Origin of the sequence: Streptomyces sp. NPDC058291 (assembly GCF_042880855.1) — a bacterium.
Taxonomy (GTDB): Bacteria; Actinomycetota; Actinomycetes; order Streptomycetales; family Streptomycetaceae; genus Streptomyces.
The window spans coordinates 24,253-40,976 of sequence record NZ_JBHVYK010000057.1 but is presented as its reverse complement, the minus strand read 5'-3'; the positions used below and the strand labels follow the sequence as shown (position 1 = coordinate 40,976).

Annotated in this window: 14 protein-coding genes and 1 pseudogene; 9 read left to right on the top strand and 6 right to left on the bottom strand. The window is 72.8% G+C overall.

What is annotated here, in order from left to right:
- Positions 1-24 precede the first annotated feature (24 nt).
- The 7 genes from ACFVYK_RS25735 (at position 25) to ACFVYK_RS25705 (ending at position 9,307) form a co-directional block, all read left to right on the top strand.
- A complete protein-coding gene (locus ACFVYK_RS25735) occupies positions 25-987 on the top strand; it encodes a carbohydrate ABC transporter permease (RefSeq protein WP_389778071.1) in 963 nt (320 codons plus the stop codon).
- Positions 984-1,838, top strand: a complete 855-nt coding sequence (locus ACFVYK_RS25730) for a carbohydrate ABC transporter permease (RefSeq protein WP_389778069.1) — start codon at positions 984-986, stop codon at positions 1,836-1,838. The genes ACFVYK_RS25735 and ACFVYK_RS25730 overlap by 4 nt, the downstream gene beginning before the upstream one ends.
- 137 nt (positions 1,839-1,975) lie before the next feature.
- The gene (locus ACFVYK_RS25725) at positions 1,976-3,937 is read left to right on the top strand and encodes a glycoside hydrolase family 127 protein (RefSeq protein WP_389778067.1); all 1,962 of its coding nucleotides are present in this window, start codon (positions 1,976-1,978) and stop codon (positions 3,935-3,937) included.
- Positions 3,938-4,217: 280 nt separating this feature from the next.
- Positions 4,218-6,389 (top strand): beta-L-arabinofuranosidase domain-containing protein, encoded by a 2,172-nt coding sequence (locus ACFVYK_RS25720; RefSeq protein ID WP_389778066.1) that lies wholly within the window; start codon positions 4,218-4,220, stop codon positions 6,387-6,389.
- Positions 6,390-6,555: 166 nt separating this feature from the next.
- Positions 6,556-7,029, top strand: coding sequence for a carboxymuconolactone decarboxylase family protein (locus tag ACFVYK_RS25715; protein WP_389778064.1), 474 nt, complete (start codon positions 6,556-6,558; stop codon positions 7,027-7,029).
- 172 nt (positions 7,030-7,201) lie between these two features.
- Positions 7,202-8,308: an NAD(P)/FAD-dependent oxidoreductase gene (locus tag ACFVYK_RS25710; RefSeq protein ID WP_389778062.1), complete on the top strand. Its 1,107-nt coding sequence runs from the start codon at positions 7,202-7,204 to the stop codon at positions 8,306-8,308.
- Between the two features lie 174 nt (positions 8,309-8,482).
- A complete protein-coding gene (locus ACFVYK_RS25705) occupies positions 8,483-9,307 on the top strand; it encodes an SAM-dependent methyltransferase (RefSeq protein WP_389778060.1) in 825 nt (274 codons plus the stop codon).
- 185 nt (positions 9,308-9,492) lie between these two features.
- Here ACFVYK_RS25705 and ACFVYK_RS25700 read toward each other — a convergent pair whose 3' ends face one another.
- Positions 9,493-11,388: an acyl-CoA dehydrogenase gene (locus ACFVYK_RS25700; RefSeq protein WP_389778058.1), complete on the bottom strand. Its 1,896-nt coding sequence runs from the start codon at positions 11,386-11,388 to the stop codon at positions 9,493-9,495.
- A gap of 487 nt (positions 11,389-11,875) precedes the next feature.
- On the opposite strand from ACFVYK_RS25700, the gene ACFVYK_RS25695 reads away from it, so the two are divergent.
- Positions 11,876-12,559: a ScbR family autoregulator-binding transcription factor gene (locus ACFVYK_RS25695; RefSeq protein WP_389778057.1), complete on the top strand. Its 684-nt coding sequence runs from the start codon at positions 11,876-11,878 to the stop codon at positions 12,557-12,559.
- A 274-nt stretch (positions 12,560-12,833) separates the two neighbouring features.
- Positions 12,834-14,072, top strand: coding sequence for a cytochrome P450 (locus tag ACFVYK_RS25690; protein WP_389778055.1), 1,239 nt, complete (start codon positions 12,834-12,836; stop codon positions 14,070-14,072).
- Positions 14,073-14,145: 73 nt separating this feature from the next.
- Here the strand turns inward: ACFVYK_RS25690 and ACFVYK_RS25685 are convergent, their stop codons facing one another.
- From ACFVYK_RS25685 to ACFVYK_RS25665, 5 genes and pseudogenes are all read right to left on the bottom strand, one after another.
- Complete coding sequence (locus tag ACFVYK_RS25685; protein ID WP_389778053.1) at positions 14,146-15,120, bottom strand: alpha/beta hydrolase family protein; 975 nt, start codon at positions 15,118-15,120, stop codon at positions 14,146-14,148.
- Between the two features lie 327 nt (positions 15,121-15,447).
- Positions 15,448-15,621 (bottom strand): hypothetical protein, encoded by a 174-nt coding sequence (locus tag ACFVYK_RS25680; protein ID WP_389778052.1) that lies wholly within the window; start codon positions 15,619-15,621, stop codon positions 15,448-15,450.
- 25 nt (positions 15,622-15,646) lie between these two features.
- Positions 15,647-15,985: a PRC-barrel domain-containing protein gene (locus tag ACFVYK_RS25675; protein WP_389778090.1), complete on the bottom strand. Its 339-nt coding sequence runs from the start codon at positions 15,983-15,985 to the stop codon at positions 15,647-15,649.
- Positions 15,874-16,488, bottom strand: a complete 615-nt coding sequence (locus ACFVYK_RS25670) for a SpoIIE family protein phosphatase (protein ID WP_389778050.1) — start codon at positions 16,486-16,488, stop codon at positions 15,874-15,876. The genes ACFVYK_RS25675 and ACFVYK_RS25670 overlap by 112 nt, the downstream gene beginning before the upstream one ends.
- 5 nt (positions 16,489-16,493) lie before the next feature.
- Positions 16,494-16,709: pseudogene (locus ACFVYK_RS25665) on the bottom strand (glycosyltransferase family 1 protein); the annotation flags it as partial.
- Positions 16,710-16,724 lie beyond the last annotated feature (15 nt).

Genomic DNA, 16,724 nt, shown 5'->3' with positions numbered 1-16,724 from the left:
ACGTCCCCACGGCAGAGGAGAGCCATGCAGGTGAAGGCGCCCGACCGGGCGACCGCCGAACGACCGGCCCCGGCGCACCGCCCGGCCCCCCGGCCACCGACCTCCGCGCCCTTGCTGCGCTCCCGCAGAGTCCAGGGCCTCGGCTACGCCGCCCCCACGGCCGTGTTCGTCGCCGTCTTCTTCCTGCTGCCCCTGCTGCTGGTCGCACAGATGTCGCTCAGCGACTGGCCGCTGCTCGCGGGGGACCGGGGCGTCAACGCGCCCGAGAACTACACCGACGTCACCGACGGCGCCCTGTTCTGGCCCGCGGTCCGCTTCACCCTCCTCTACACCGTGATCGTCACGGTCGCCCTCCTCGGACTGGCCCTCCTCCTCGCGCTGCTCGTGCAGGAGTCCCGCCCCGGCGCCGGCTTCTTCCGCACGGTGTACTTCCTGCCCGGCGCCCTCGGCCTGGCCTCCGCCTCCCTCCTCTTCTGGGGTCTGTACAGCCCCACCACCGGACCGCTCAGCCGCGTCCTGGAGCGGCTCGGCCTCGCCGACGGTCCGGTGTCCTTCCTCGGCACGCCGACCTCCGCCCTGCTGTCGACGGTGTTCCTCGTCGTGTGGAAGTTCGCCGGCTTCTACATGCTGATCCTGCTCGTCGGCCTCCAGCGCATCCCGCCCGAGGTGTACGAGGCGGCCCGGATGGACGGCGCCGGCCGCGGCCAGATCTTCCGCTCCATCACCCTGCCCCTGCTGCGTCCGTCGCTCGCCCTGTCCCTGCTGCTGTGCGTGACCGGGTCGCTGCTCGCCTTCGACCAGTTCTTCGTGCTCACCAAGGGCGGCCCGGACAACAGCACCGTCACCGTCGTGCAGTTGATCTACCGCGAGGCTTTCCAGCGGCTGGACCTCGGCACCGCCGCCGCCCTGTCGATCCTCGTGCTGGCCGCCCTGCTGCTGCTCAACGTCGCGCAGTTCCGCGGCCTGCGCCGCGCCGACGAGTCATGACCCCCGCCGCCCGCAGAAGGGACACCACGGTGTTCACCCGAGCCGTCAGCCGGACGCCCCACTACGTCGTCGCCGGCGGACTGGCCGTCATCTTCCTCTTCCCGCTGCTGTGGAACGCCTGGGCGTCGGTCAGCCCACAGCCGGGCACCGCGCAGGAGTCCGGCCACGGCCTCGGCAACTACCGCACGCTGCTCGACTACGACGCCGGCCTGTGGCGCTACCTGGGCAACAGCGCACTCGTCTCCGCGCTCACCGTCACCCTGACCCTCGGCGTGTCCCTGCTCGGCGGGTACGCCTTCGCGCGCTTCGACTTCCCGGGCAAGAACGTGCTGTTCCTGCTCACGCTCGCCATCCTCATGGTCCCCTACGCCACCCTCCTCATCCCGCTCTACGTGCTGCTCGGACGGCTCCGTCTGCAGAACTCGCTGGTCGGGCTGAGCCTGGTGCTGGCCCTGTTCCAACTGCCGTTCGCCACCTTCATGATGCGGATCTCCTTCGAGGCGGTGCCGCGCGAGCTGGAGGAGTCGGCGCTCGTCGACGGCTGCGGCACGGCGGGCGCGCTGCGCCGGGTGCTGCTCCCGGCGGTGCGGCCGGGGCTGCTCACGGTGGGACTGTTCGCGTTCCTCGCGGCCTGGAACGACTTCATCGCGCCCCTGATCCTCATCTCGGACAGCGAGAAGGCGCCCCTGCCGCTGGCCGTCGCGAACCTGCGGCAACAGAGCATGGGCGCCGTCGACTACGGGGCCACCGAAGCCGGGGTCGTGGTCCTTGCGGCGCCCTGTCTGCTCCTCTTCCTGCTCCTGCAACGGCACTACGTGCGGGGCTTCATGTCCGGCGCGGTGAAGGGCTGAACCCCCGACCCGCCCGCCCCGCTGCGACCACGACGTCCCGCCATCCCGACGACACCCCGACGGCAGAACCGAGTCGGCACCCTGACGGCAGAACCGAAAGGACGAACCGAAGGCATGAAGTGGTGAGGGAGAACACGGTGCGGTCATCCGTCCTGCCGGTGGCGCCGACCCGGGGGCGGCTGCGGCCGCTCGGACTCGACGAGGTCCGCATCACCGGAGGTTTCTGGGCCCGACGCCGAGAGGTCAACGCGACCGCGACACTCGACCACTGCCGGGACTGGATGGAACGCGTCGGCTGGATCGGCAACTTCCGGGCCGCGGCGCAGGGCCGCGTCCACCGGGATCGGCGAGGCCGCGAGTTCGCCGACTCCGACGTCTACAAACTGCTGGAGGCCATGGCCTGGCAGGCCGGACAGGAACACGGCGATGCGCTGGCCCCGCAGATCGGCGCGCTCACCGACGTCATCGCCCCCGCCCAGGAACCGGACGGCTACCTCAACACCGCCTTCGGACGGCCCGGCCAGCAGCCCCGTTACAGCGACCTCGAATGGGGTCACGAGCTGTACTGCTACGGCCACCTGATCCAGGCGGGCGTCGCCCGGACGCGCGCCGGAGGCGAGGACGAGCTGGTGAAGATCGCCCGGCGGGCCGCCGACCACGTGTGCGCGGCCTTCGGCCCCGGCGGCATCGAGCGCGTCTGCGGGCACCCGGAGATCGAGACGGCCCTGGTCGAACTCGCCAGGACGACGGGGGAGCAGCGCTACCTCGACCAGGCCGCGCTCTTCATCGACCGTCGCGGCCGGCACACCCTCGCCGACCCCGAGTTCGGCCGCGCCTACCACCAGGACGACCAGCCCGTGCGGACGGCCGCCGTACTGCGCGGCCATGCCGTGCGCGCCCTCTACCTCGCGGCGGGCGCCGTCGACGTGGCGGTGGAGACGGCCGACGACGACCTGCTCGCGGCGGTCGTACGGCAGTGGGAGGCGACGGTCGCCCGGCGCACCTATCTGACCGGCGGCATGGGCTCGCACCACCGGGACGAGTCCTTCGGCGACGACTTCGTGCTGCCGCCCGACCGCGCCTACTCCGAGACCTGCGCCGCGGTCGCCTCCGTGATGCTCAGCTGGCGGCTGCTGCTCGCCACGGGCGAACCCCGCTTCGCCGATCTGGCCGAGCGCACCTTGTTCAACGTGGTCGCGACCTCCCCGTCCGAGGACGGCCGGGCCTTCTTCTACGCCAACACCCTGCACCGCCGCCGACGCGGAGCCGCGCCGTCCGCGGACGTCGAGAGCCCCCGCGCCGACTCCGGCCTGCGCGCCCCCTGGTTCGCGGTGTCCTGCTGCCCCACCAACGTGGCCCGCACCCTGGCCCTGCTGCCCGCCTATCTGGCGACGGCGGACGACCACGGCGTCCAGCTGCACCAGTACGCCGACGCGGAGATCGCCACCTCCTTCGCGGCCGGCCGGGACGTCGCCCTGCGTGTGCGCACCGACTACCCCGGCGACGGAAGCGTGACCGTGCGGATCGACCGGTCCCCGCAGCACCCGTGGACCCTGTCGCTGAGGGTCCCCGCGTGGACCGCGGGCGCCGCCGTGTTGCTGACCGACCCGGACGGCGCACGCCGGTCCCTCACCCCCGGGACGGCCACGCTCACCCGGCTCTTCCGGCCCGGCGACGAGATACGGCTCGACCTGCCGATGACGCCGCGCTGGGTCGGCCCCGACCCCCGCATCGACTCGGTACGGGGCACGGCCGCCGTCCAGCGCGGACCCCTCGTCTACTGCGCCGAGTCCGTGGACCTGCCGGACGGGCAGGAGGTCGACGCCGTGCGGGTGGATCCGTCCACCCAGCCCGAGGACGGACCGGACGGCACCGTCGTCGCGTCCGGCGCACTCGTGCCCCCGCCGGACGACCCGTCGGACGGCGCATGGCCGTACCGTCCGCTCGACCGGATCGGCACGGCGCCCGCCGCCGAGCGCACCGGCATCGTCCTGGTGCCCTACCACTCGTGGGCCAACCGCGGACCCTCGACGATGCGCGTGTGGCTGCCGACGGCCACCACGGACCCGCGGACCGCACCGCCAGGGACACGGCCGTGACGTCGCATCCGGTACTCGCCGCGCCTGGAACGCGACCCGCGCGCGGAGCCCCCCGGCCGTCTGCGCGAGGGCCCCGGCCCGAGACCGCCGGCCGCTCTCCCGCACCGGCACCCCGATCGGCGGGGTCGGCAGCAGGCCGGCCGGCGAGCGACGCAACTCGTCCCTCCCCGTCGTGGCGGCGCGGCCGCGTGTCCGCCGGCAGCCACCCGCCCCGCACTGCGAACAGTCCCTGAGCCCCGACTTCCCGCGACTCTCCCCTCCCCACGATCGGAGTCCGAGCATGTCCGCACCCGAACCCCCCACCCGGCGCGGTCTGTTGCGGCTGGCCGTCGGGACCGCCGCCGTCGCGCCGCTCCCGCACGCGACCTCGGCGGCGGCCCGGCCCGCCTCCGCCGCGCCCGCACCGCCCGGGGCCCCGACCCCCGTGGTGCCCGCCGCCGCACCGCCCGTGCCGCCGACCTGGGCGGTGCGGCCCTTCGCCCTGGACCAGGTGACCCTCGGCGACGGCGTCTTCCGCCGCAAGCGCGACCTGATGCTCGACTACGCCAGGGCCTACCCCGCCGACCGCATCCTGGCCGTCTTCCGGGCCAACGCCGGACTCGACACCCGGGGCGCCCGGCCGCCGGGCGGCTGGGAGACCGCCGACGGCAATCTGCGCGGCCACTTCGGCGGCCACTTCCTCACCCTCGTCGCCCAGGCGTACGCCGACACGCGCGAGGCCGCGCTCAAGACCAAGCTCGACGGGCTGGTGGCCGCGCTGGGCGAGTGCCGGCAGGCCCTGGCCGAGCACGGCTCGCCGAAGCCGAGCCATCCCGGCTACCTCGCGGCGTACCCGGAGACGCAGTTCATCCTGCTGGAGAGCTACACGACCTATCCCACCATCTGGGCGCCCTACTACACGTGCCACAAGATCATGCGAGGGCTCCTCGACGCCCACACCCTGGCGGGGAACGCACAGGCCCTCGCCCTCGCGTCGATGATGGGCGACTGGGTGCACAGCCGCCTCGCCCGGTTGCCGAAGGCACAGCTGGAGCGCATGTGGTCGATCTACATCGCCGGCGAGTACGGCGGGATGAACGAGGTGCTGGCCGACCTGTTCGCGCTCACCGGACGGGCGGAGCACCTGGCCGCAGCCCGCTGCTTCGACAACACCGCGCTGCTGGACGCCTGCGCCGCCGACCGGGACATCCTGGAGGGCCGCCACGCGAACCAGCACATACCCCAGTTCACCGGGTACGCGCGGCTGTTCGACCACACGGGCGACGAGGAGTACGCGGCCGCGGCCCGAAACTTCTGGGGCATGGTGGCGGGACCCCGGACCTACAGCCTGGGCGGCACCGGCAAGGGCGAGATGTTCAAGGCCCGGGGCGCCATAGCGGCCACCCTGGGCGACGACAACGCCGAGACCTGCGCCACCTACAACATGCTCAAGCTGAGCCGGCAGCTGTTCTTCCAGGAGCCGGACCCCGCCTACATGGACTACTACGAGCGGGGCCTGACCAACCACATCCTGGCCTCGCGCCGGGACGCCCCGAGCCAGGACAGTCCGGAGGTCACCTACTTCGTCGGCATGGGCCCGGGCGTGGTGCGCGCGTACGACAACGCCGGCACCTGCTGCGGCGGCACCGGCATGGAGAACCACACCAAGTACCAGGACTCGGTCTACTTCCGGTCCGCCGCAGGCGACGCGCTGTACGTCAATCTCTCCCTGGCCTCGACCCTGCGGTGGCCGGAGCGGGGGCTCGTCATCGAGCAGAGCAGCGCCTATCCGGCCGAGGGGGAGCGGACGCTGACCTTCCGCGAGGGCGGCGGCAGGCTCGACCTGAAGCTGCGGGTCCCCTCCTGGGCGACGGCCGGCTTCACCGTCACCGTCAACGGGGTCGCGCAACAGGCCCGAGCGGTGCCCGGCGCCTACCTCACCCTGAGCCGGACGTGGCAGCAGGGCGACCGGGTCGCCGTGTCGGCCCCCTACCGGCTGCGCGTCGAGCGGGCGTTGGACGATCCGGCGGTGCAGTCGCTCTTCTACGGGCCGGTCCTGCTGGTCGTGCGCAGTCAGGCGACCACGCTCCGGGAGTTCTCGTTCTACAAGGACTTCAAGCTCAGCGGCGACCTGGCCGACCCGGTGCGCCCGGAGGGCCGCCCGCTGCACTTCACCACGCACGGCCTGACCCTGGCCCCGTTCCACCTCGCGGACGACGCCCGCTATCACGCCTATTTCCGGCGGGTGGAACCGGTCGTCGTCTTCGGCACGGCCGACTCGGGCGTGCCCAACCGCACGGGGGGCGACGGGCTGACCTTCCTCGACGTCCTGTGGCAGCAGGCGCCGTTCAGCACGTCGTCCCGGTTCGTGGCCGCGGTGCGCGCACTCGCCGGCACCTGGGTGTCCCAGGGCCTGATGACCGGGACGGAACGGGACCGGGTCGTGGCGGCCGCCGCCCGCCTGAGGCACTGATCCGGCCCAGGCGCCGTTTTCCCGCGGAAGGCGCTCATCCTCGGTGAGGTGTGGCGCCCATCCCGAGTGAGGCGCGCGTCACACGATCTCGACCGGTTCCTCCGTCACATTCCGCCGGGGCGTTCCGTCAGTGCCGTGCAAGCGTCGACACGACTGGGAGATCATCATGGAAGCGCGTCTCAACCTCTTCGGCAACCCGCTCGGGACCACCCTCCTCCAGCACTTCTCGGCGGCGGGCAAGGCCGTCTCGGGCTCGGCGCTGCCGGCCGCCACCCGGGACCTCGTGCTGCTGCGCGCGAGCCAGATCAACGGCTGCGGCTACTGCACCGACATGCACGTCAAGGACGCCGCGCACGCCGGGGAGAGCGCGGTGCGCCTGCATCTGGTCGCGGCCTGGCGGGAGGCCACGGTGTTCACCGACGCCGAGCGGGCCGCCCTGGAGCTGACGGAGGAGGGCACCCGTATCGCGGACGCGGCCGGTGGCGTCAGCGACGAGGTGTGGGCGAACGCCGCCAAGCACTATGACGAGGAGCAGCTCACCGCACTGGTGGCGACCATCGCCGTCATCAACGCCTTCAACCGCCTGAACGTCATCGTCCGGCAGCCCGCCGGCGACTACCAGCCGGGCCAGTTCGGCTGAGGCCCGACGAGCCGGGCACGACCGACGGGCCGGACTTCACGGAACGTGCACACCTCGCCAGGTGAACTTTAGGATTCAAGCGCTACGCTCGTCGCCAGTCCGAGCGGGCGGTCGCAGCAGTCCCCACCGCGCCGCTCGCTCTCCCCCTGCACCCCCGGCACTGGAGACGCGCGTGCGCGACGGCGACGTAGTGGTGATCGGCGGCGGCTATGCCGGCGTCCGCCTGGCGAAACGGCTCGACTCGACGGCGCGGGTCACCCTGGTGGACCGCAAGGAGGTCTTCTTCCACCGCATCGCCTCCCTCCGGGCCGGTGTGCGCCCGGAGTGGTCGGTCACCCCCTTCATCCCGTACGACCGGCTGCTGCGCGACGGCCGGGTGGTGGTGGGCAAGGCGGTCCGCGTCGACACCGCCGTACGACAGGTCGTCCTCGCTTCGGGCGAGCGGCTCCCGTACGACGTGGTCGTCGTCGCCACCGGCGCCGACTATCCCGAACCGGCGCGCTTCACCGGCACCACCGCCGAGGAGACGATCGCGTCGTTCGCCGCGCACCAGCGCAAGGTCGCCGCCGCCCAGCACGTCCTGGTCGTCGGCGGCGGCCCCTCGGGCGTCGAGCTCAGCGCGGAGATCCGTCTGGCGCGGCCGGACGCCCGCGTCACGCTCGCCCACGCCGGACCGGCGCTGCTGCACGCCACGGGCAGTCGACGGGCCGGCCGCAAGGCGCTCGACTGGCTGGAGTCCCACGACGTGGAGGTCCGCCTCGACACGTTCATGTCCCCCGGCAACGACTTCGGCACCTACCGCGACGCGCACGGCGGCCTCGTCGACGCCGACGTCTCCTTCTGGGCGACGGGCACCACCCCCAACACGCTCTGGCTGCGACTGGCCGGACACGGCGACTGGCTCACCGCGAGCGGTCACGTCGAGGTGGACCGCAGGCTCAGGGTCCAGGGCCGGCCGGAGGTCTTCGCGGTCGGCGACGTCAACGACGCCACCGAGCAGAAGATCACCCCCGCCGCGATCGCCCAGGCCGACCTCGCCGCCCACAACATCCGCGCCCACCTGCACGGTTCCGGCAGGCATCGCCGGGAGCCCCGCCTCTACCGGCCCCTTCGGCGCACCCCGCTCACCGTGCCCTTCGGCCCGGCCGACGGAGTGACGCTGCTGCCCGTGCCGGGCGGCGAGAGAGCCGTGCTCGGCGGCCGGACCTCCGTGCTGGCCAAGGCGAAGACCCTCATGACCCCCTACATGAGACGGCAACTCGGGTACACCGCCACCTGAGGCGCCTGGGCCGAGGCCGAAGCCCCGTGCCCCTCCCCTACGCCACGGGTGAGGCGCGCCGCCTGGCCGAAAACGATGCCGGACGGGCGGCAAGCGCCCCCAACGGCCCTGCTTCGAGAGGAAGTTCGCCTAGGTTGGTGCTCTGACCACCGACCTGCCGCAGGAGGCCTCGCTGTGCCGGATTCGCCCTTCCAGGATGCCGCTACCGCCGCGACACCCGGCCGGATCGACACGTCCAAGCCGCACTCGGCCCGGTTCTGGAACTACTTCGTCGGAGGCAAGGACAACTACGAGGTCGACCGGGAGATCGGTGACGAGATCAAGGAGATCTTCCCCGGTCTCGTCGACGTGGCGGTCACCAGCCGGCACTTCTTGGGACGTGCGGTGCGCCACCTGGCCGTGGACCGGGGCGTCCGTCAGTTCCTGGACGTCGGCACCGGTCTGCCCACCGCCGACAACACCCACCAGGTGGCCCAGCGCGTCGCCCCGGACTCCCGGATCGTCTACGTCGACAACGATCCGGTCGTGCTCGCCCACGCGCACGCCCTTCTGACGAGCACCCCGGAGGGCAGGACCGCGTATCTGGACGCCGACCTCTACGATCCGGCCGCCGTGCTGGAAGCCGCCGCGGGCACCCTCGACCTCTCCCGGCCGGTCGCCCTGATGATCCTCAACACGCTGGGCCATGTCGCCGACTACGCGCAGGCGCGCGACCTGGTGCGCCGGCTCATGGCGGGACTGCCCTCGGGCAGCCACCTGGTGATCAGCGACAGCACGGCCACCAGCGAGGGCATGATCGCCGCGTCGGAGGCGTACAACGCCAGCGGCGCCGTGCCCTACCACGTGCGCTCCGTCGACGAGATCGGCGGGTTCTTCGAGGGGCTGGACCTGGTGGAGCCCGGGATCGTCCAGGTGACGAAGTGGCGTCCCGAGGCGGATGATCCGGCCAACTTCGCCGTCGACGTCGACGCCTACTGCGGAGTGGGACGCAAGCCGTAGGCGTCCGTCCGGCCCCGCGTCGCCGGGACCGCGAGAACCGGCGACGCCCCTTGACGCCTCGACGGGCTCCGTCGAGGTCTGTGCCGCCCCGCCGCTTCCGGGCGTTCTCCCCCGGAGGCCGCGGCGGCTCCCGGCCGCGGCGGCCTCCGGCGGCGGCGCGCCCCGCGGACCGTCGTCCGCGCGTGTCAGCGCCCCGCGTCGCCCCGCAGCATCGGCAGCGCGTCGAGGTACTCGGACGGGTGGTCGAAGGCGCGCGTCAGGGTGGCGAGATGGGGCCGGAGGCGGTGGGTGAGGTCGTCGATCGCGGCGGGGAACCGGTGGACGTGATGCGCGGTGATGTGGCCGTCGGCCAGCAGGAGGCCGGTGTGCGGGGCGAGTTGATCGAGCAGGAAGAGGGCGGTGAGCTCGCCCAGGACGCCGCGCGCGGCAGCGTCGGCGGTGCCGTCGACAGCGGCGAGCAGGGCGTCGGCCGCCAGGAGGACGGTGTGGGCGTGCGCCCTGTGGAGGGCCGGACCCGAGGCGGTGTTCCAGCGGCCCTGGGGATCGTGGGCGGGGCCGCTGCGCAGCGCGCTGTGGGCCTGGGCGTGGAAGGCGTGCTCGGTGTGGGCGAGCAGGTCGCGCAGGAATCGCGGGTCTGCGAGGTCGGCCGGATTCTCACCGGCGACGGGTGAGGCCGGCGGGTGGTGCAGGAGTTCGGCGGCCGCCTTGGTGGAGATGAGGAGGTTGTCGCCCTCCGCGGTGATGGTCCCCTCGATGTACTCGGGGAAGCCGGCGAGGTGGTTGGCGGGCAGGAGCCCCTGGGCGCCGCAGCGTTCGCGGGCTTCGAGGGCGATGGTGCGCGCCTGCCAGGTGATCCAGGCCTTGGCCAGGGCGATGAGGCGTTCCAGGCGGTCGCGGTCGTCGGCGGTGTGCCGGGTCCACGCGGAGGTGAGGGACCGGTGCAGCAGGGTCATGGCGTAGGCGGTGGCCACGGCCCGCAGGAGCCTGCCGTGGTGGGTGCGGTGGGTGTTCACCGGGATGCGCCGGCCGGGCCGCGATCCGCTGACGTGGCGCTGGTCGCCGTACCGGACAGCGATGGCCAGTGCGGCGCGTGAGGCGCCGACCGCGGCCGCGCTCATGCAGAGCTTGCCGGCGGTGACCCGGGCGATGGACGTGAGGAACCGCTTGCGGCGGTTGCCGAGGCTGCTGGCGAAGGCGCCGTCGGGGCCCAGCCGGCCGTGCTCGCCCTGGAGCAGGGCCCGGCCGGGCAGGGGCAGGTGGTCGAAGGAGGTGAGGCAGTGGTCGACGGGGGCGTTCGGGCGGAACGGGAGCGGCTCGACGGTGACCTGCGGGAGAGGGCCGTCGCGGTCGGTGAGCGGCGTCAGGAAGAGGAAGATGCCCTGGTCACGGTCGTCGACGAGGAGGCGGGCGGCGACGACGGCGGCCTTCGGACCGCCCAGCGCGCTGGTGTTGGGCATGAACTTCGCGGCGCCCGGGTGGGGGGTGTGCAGGACGAAGCCGCCGGTCTCGGGGTCGTGGCGGGCGGTCGTCTCCAGCGCGGCGGCGTCGTTGCCGTGGTCCAGCTCGGTGCACAGGAAGGTGCCGATACGGCGCAGGGAGGCGAACTCGCCCAGGTCCCTCGACGCGTGGTCGGCGTGGTCGAGGATGCTGCCGAGGAAGAGGTTGTAGTGGATGCTCGCGACGGTGGTGAGGCCGCCGCCCCCGTCGACGATGGCGGCCCATTCGTGGAAGGCGGTGAGCAGGACCGGGTCGGCGGCCAGGGAGACCGGGTCGTCGAGCGTGTCGTTGACCAGACGGAGCCACGTGTAGGACTGCGCGGCCCGTTCCTCGGGCGTCAGGCCGGGCCGGTGACGGAAGGCGTCCTGGGCTATGAGGCGCCGCCAGGGCGCGTGGACGCGTTCCCGCTCCCCGTCCTGGTCGAAGAGCACCCGCGTCAGCTCGCGGGCCATCGCCTCGGGGGGCTGTTCCGGCGTGGCCGCTTCGGGGACTTCGGGGACTTCGGGGACGGCCGCTTCCGGGACGCGCTCGCCTCGGTGCGGCCCGGTGGGGCGTTCGGTGTTGTGGAATGCCAGAAAGGCCATGACCCTCTCCCCGTCGGTCGCAGAGCCGGAAGCCGTACGCGTGGATGCGCAGTGATCCAGAAGATACGGATCTTCCGGTTTTCTTATCAAGGCGGAAATCGGCAAACACGGCGACCGTGAATGGCGCGTTTTCAGGGGTGGGCGCAGCGAAATGGCCTGCCCCGCGCGCCGGTTCTCCCTGGTGGATCCGGAAAGGCGGGGAGCGGGGAGCCCAGGTCCGGCGGAGATCGGGAGGCCGAGGTGTCTCGTTCCGTCCGGTACGCGGACCGGGGGCCGCCGCGATCACGGCGGACAGCAGGAACGCGGTGCGACGACGGCGGTGCAAGGAAACCTGCCCGTAATGACACGGAGGTACGGGCGGGACCGCTACGGGATTACGGACGGGCCTTTGCCGGTCGGCGGGCCGGGTTCCCGCGAAGTGGCACAGGACAAACCTGTCAGTATATTTTCCGCACCTGAAAGTCGGGAGCTAGCTCGGAGGTAAGGCGTGGCGCTGCAGGAACGGGCCGTGCGGACGAGACGGGCCGTCCTCGTCGCGGCCGCGGCGGTGTTCGCGGAGGTCGGGTACGAGGCGGCGACGATCTCGGAGATCCTCGCCCGGGCCGGCGTGACCAAAGGGGCGCTGTACTTCCACTTCTCCTCCAAGGAGGAGCTCGCCCAGGCCGTGCTGGCCAATCAGCTGGGAGCGATCCCGGCCGTGCCGACCCGGGAGTTGCTGCTCCAGCAGGGGTTGGACGAGGCGTTCGTCCTGGCTTATCTGCTGTCCGTGGGCGACCCGCTGGTGCAGGGCAGCATCCGGCTCACGGTGGATCAGGGGGCGCGCGGCGACGGACTGGACCGGCAGGTGCCGATGCGCGGGTGGATCGCGCGCAACGCCGAGCTGCTGGGGCGGGCCAAGGACCGGGGCGAACTGCTGCAGCACGTCGATGTGAACGCGGCCGCGCGGATGTTCGTGGGCGCGTTCACGGGCGTGCAGGTGCTGTCCAAGATCATGACGGACCATGCGGACCTGCCGGAGCGGGTGACGGATCTTCAGCGGCATCTGATGGCGGGGGTCGCGGTGCCGGCCGTCCTGTTGCAGCTGGACACCGCGCCGGACCGGGGCGCCCGCGTCTACGAGGAGGCCGTGAAGGCCGGCTGGGGGACGGCGCGGCCCCAGGCGGCGGGGTGAAAGGGCGTGGACGGCGCGACGGCGCGACGGTCGGACGGTCGGGGAAGCGCTGAGGCGAGCGTCGGGGCACGCGGATCAGGCGCGGCGGCGGTGGGGCGTGAGAGGGGTGTGGGGCGGAAGGGGTTGGGCCGGACGTGGCGCGGGGAGGGGTGGGAGGTGAACGGTTGTCCGGGACGCCGCCGTGCGTTCCCGTGGGGGGAGGGCCGGGGGGAGCCTCTGACCTCCGGCGAGTGGCCATACCGACCTGTGCAAGACGGACCCGGGGAGTACGACCATGGATACGACTGCGTGCCCTTACGCCCTCGACGTGACAGGGCGCGATCTGGCGGGCGAGGCCGCGATGCTGCGCACCAGGGGGCCTGCCGTCCGCGTGGAGCTGCCGGGGGGAGTGGTGGCCTGGGCGGTGGTGCGCCAGCAGTATGTGGAACGGCTGCTGACCGACTCCCGGGTGTCGAAGGACGCGCGTCGCCACTGGCCCGAGTTCATCGAGGGGAGGATCACCGAGGAATGGCCGCTGTACCCGTGGGTGGCGAACGAGAACATGCTGTTCGCCTACGGCGCCTCGCACACCCGGCTGCGCCGGTTGGTGGCGGGGGCGTTCACCGCCCGCCGCTCGGAGGCGATGCGGCCTCGGGTCGAGCAGATCGCGGCCGAGCTGGTCGACTCGCTCGCGCGCTCCGCCGGGCAGGGAGCCCCGGTGGACCTGCGGTCCGCGTTCGCGGAGCTGCTGCCGATGCGGGTGATCTGCGAGCTGTTCGGGGTGGAGCAGGGCGAGGACACCGACGCCCTGTGCGCGGCGCTGCACACGGTGTTCGGCACGACGATCAGCGGCCAGGAGGTCGAGGCGGCCCGACTGGAGGCCTTCGTACGGCTGTCGGAGCTGGTGAGGGCCAAGCGGGCCCGGCCCGGCGACGATCTGACGTCCTTGCTGATCCAGGCGCGTGACCAGGACGACCGGCTCAGCGAGGAGGAACTGCTCGGCACCCTCTTCCTCATGATCGCCGGCGGGCAGGACACCACCGCCGCCCTGATCACCAACGCGGTGGGCGCGCTGCTGCTCGCGCCCGAGCAGCTGGAGCACGTCCGGGCGGGCCGCGCGACCTGGGAGGACGTCGTGGCCGAGACGATGCGGGTGCACACGCCGGGCGCCTACTCGCCGATGCGGTTCGCCGTCGAGGACATCGACCTCGACGGCGTGCTGATCCGCCAGGGCGAGGCGATCCTCGTCTCCTTCGCGGCCGGCGGCCGAGATCCCGAGCGGTACGGACCGCACGCCGACCGTTTCGACCTGCTGCGCAAGGACCGTGACGGTCTCGGCTTCGGCCATGGACCGCACCGCTGCATGGGCGCCCCGCTCGCCGCGGTGGAGGCGGAGAGCGCCTTCGCCGCGCTCTTCGCCCGCTTCCCCCGCCTGGAACTCGCCTGCCGGCCGGAGGAACTGCGGCCCATGCCCAGCTTCCTGATGAACAGTCACCGCTCGCTGCCGGTCCTGCTCACTCGGCCGCAGCGCTGAACGGGCCGCTGCCGGATGCTCGGGCCGCTCGGCCTCCTCGGGGCCGCTCGGCTTCGGTCTACTCCGCTTCGGTCTACTCCGCTTCGGCCTGCTTGGCTTCGACGCGGCCTACGGCGTGCGGGCCGGTGGTGAGCGCTTCGCAGGCCGTCTGCCAGGCGCGGTCGCCCGGATAGAGCCGGCTGCGCAGGTAGGCCCAGGTCAGCTGCTGGACGGCGGCGACCCGCTCGGGGTTCTCGTCGGTCGTCTCGGCGACGTCGTATCCGGAGACGCCGCCGAGGCCGTGCTCCGCGTCGAAGAGCGTCAGCAGCGTGTTGGGGCCGGGGGAGAGCAGGTAGGGGTCGGCGTGCCAGTCCGGGCCGCGCACGGTCAGGTGGGCGGAGTCGTCCTTGTCGCCCGCGACGACCAGCGTGGGCGTCGTCATCGTGGAGAAGTCCGTGGTGAGGAGGAAGCCGAGGTTCTGCGCCACGGTCTCGGTGAGGGCGTCGCCGCCTCGGCCCGGCGCGGCGAGCAGCACGCCGGCCTTGATCCGGGGGTCGGCCAGGTTCACCTCGGTCGCGTCGTCGGGGTCCGTGAGCCGGGCGCCGAGCAGCAGGCTCGCGGTGTGCCCGCCCATGGAGTGCCCGGCCACCGCCACCCGGTCGCGGTCCAGGCGCCCCGGCAGTTGCGGGACGGCGGCCTCGATCTCGTCCAGCCGGTCCAGGATGTGCCGCATGTCCTCGGCTCGCGAGCGCCAGAACAGGGGCGCGCCGGGGGTGTCGGGGGCCAGGGTCAGGGTGCTGGAGCTCAGGTGCGTGGGCTGGATGACGGCGAAGCCGTGCGCCGCCCAGAAGCCGGCGAGCGGGGCGTAGCCGTCGAGGGAGGAGAGGTGGTGCGAGTAGCCCTGGCCGTGCGACAGGAGGATGACCGGCAGGTCGTCCCCGGTGACCGGGGCGGTGATCCGCAGTTGGAGGTCCACGGGCCGGCCGGGGATCGGCAGCGTGACCGGGCTGACGGAGAGGACGGGGGTGGGCGGGCTGACGAGGTCGGCGGAGAAGGCCGGTTCGCTCATGGCGCGGTTTTTCCCTTCGGTGGCCCTCGCGTCCCTGACGCCGGGCGCGGGGCGCGGCGCAGGGAGGGCGGGCAGGAGAGTGCGTCCCGCTCGGGACGACCCGAAGCGGAACAACGTTCCGCTCAATGTACGGAACCGTGTTCCGTTTCGTCAACGCGCGGGAAGGGCAAGCCGGATGACTTCGCTGGGCACGCCGGAAGACCGCGCCAGGACGGGGCGGGGCATGACCGCGCCAGGACGGAGCGGCGGACGGCCGCATCGCGACGGCGCGGCCCCCGGCCGCGCCGTGAAGAGAACGCCGGACGCCGCGCGAGGGCGGCCGGCGGGTCACCGGGTCAGACGGTGCCTGCGTCCGCCGCGGCGGAAACGGGCCGCGGCGTAGACAAGATCGGCCAGCAGCACGACCGCGCCGATGACCAGCAGGTAGAACAGTCCGTGGGCCGCGAACCCGATGATTCCCAGAACGAGGGCGACGAGGATCAAAAACAGGAACAGGCTCATCGGCTCTCCCGGGGGTCGCGTCGTCTCAGCGGCGGGCTAGGCGTCGTTCGCCGCCGAGGCCCGGCGCGTAGTCCAGTTCGTAGTGGGCGAAGACCTTCGGTTCGTCCTGGGCGAGGAGCTCGCCGTCGACGTCGATCGCCGGGGCCTTCTTCACGGCGTTCCTGTCGTGGACGACCCGCAGATACCCCGGACCGACCGTCGCCCCCGTGAGCGGCACGAACACCAGGCGGCGGCGGGTGGGCAGGCCGACGGTCACCGTGGCGAAGGACGGGGCGTCGGTCCCGGTGTCCACGTAGACCGACTCCAGGGCGCCGATCCGGTGCCCCTGGGGATCGACCACGTCGTGACCGCGCCATTCACGGATATCGCCCGCTTCGAACATGAGAGCCTCCCGGACGCTCGGGTACCCGTGTTCTCGTCTCCGATGCCGGTGCCCGGCTGTCGCGCGTGCCGTGGCGGTCCCTGTGGCCGGGCCGTCAGCACGGCGATGTCGTCCTGGGCCGGGTACGGAGGCATCCGCGCCAGGGCGTCGTCGCAGAGCGCCGTCAGCGGGCGGCCGGGCCGACGCAGCGCCCGCGCGAGCCGGGCGACCCCCGATCGAGGTCCCCGCCCCGGGTCTCGATCAGCCCGTCGGTGTACAGGACGAGCAAGGCCGCCCGGCGGCAGCGGGACCTCCTCGGTCAGGGACTGCCGTCCGCCGGTTCCCAGCGGGGTCCCCGGCGAGCCGTCGAGGAAGGCGATCGCCCCGCCGGGCGACACCACGACCGGCGGGGGATGGCCGGCCCCGGCCTCAGGAACCCGCCGGACGCGGGGTCGTGGACGGCGTAGACGCAGGGTCGCCAGCCGGTCCTCGCCCAGGTCGGCCACGACGGTGTCCAGCGCACCGGGTGCAGGTAGAGGCGGCAGTGCGCCATCGTCGGATGCAGTTCGCCCTGCGGCAGCTCGCGGCTGCGGCAGCGGGCGGGGGAGAGGCCGAGGCGGTCGGCCAGTCCTTCGGTGCGCGTCCCGAAGACGTCCGGCGGGGCCGTGCGCGCGAACCGCGCCGGCAGGCCCGTGCCGGTCGTGCGGCCGCGCCGGACGGATTCGTGCGGTGCCTCCGTGGT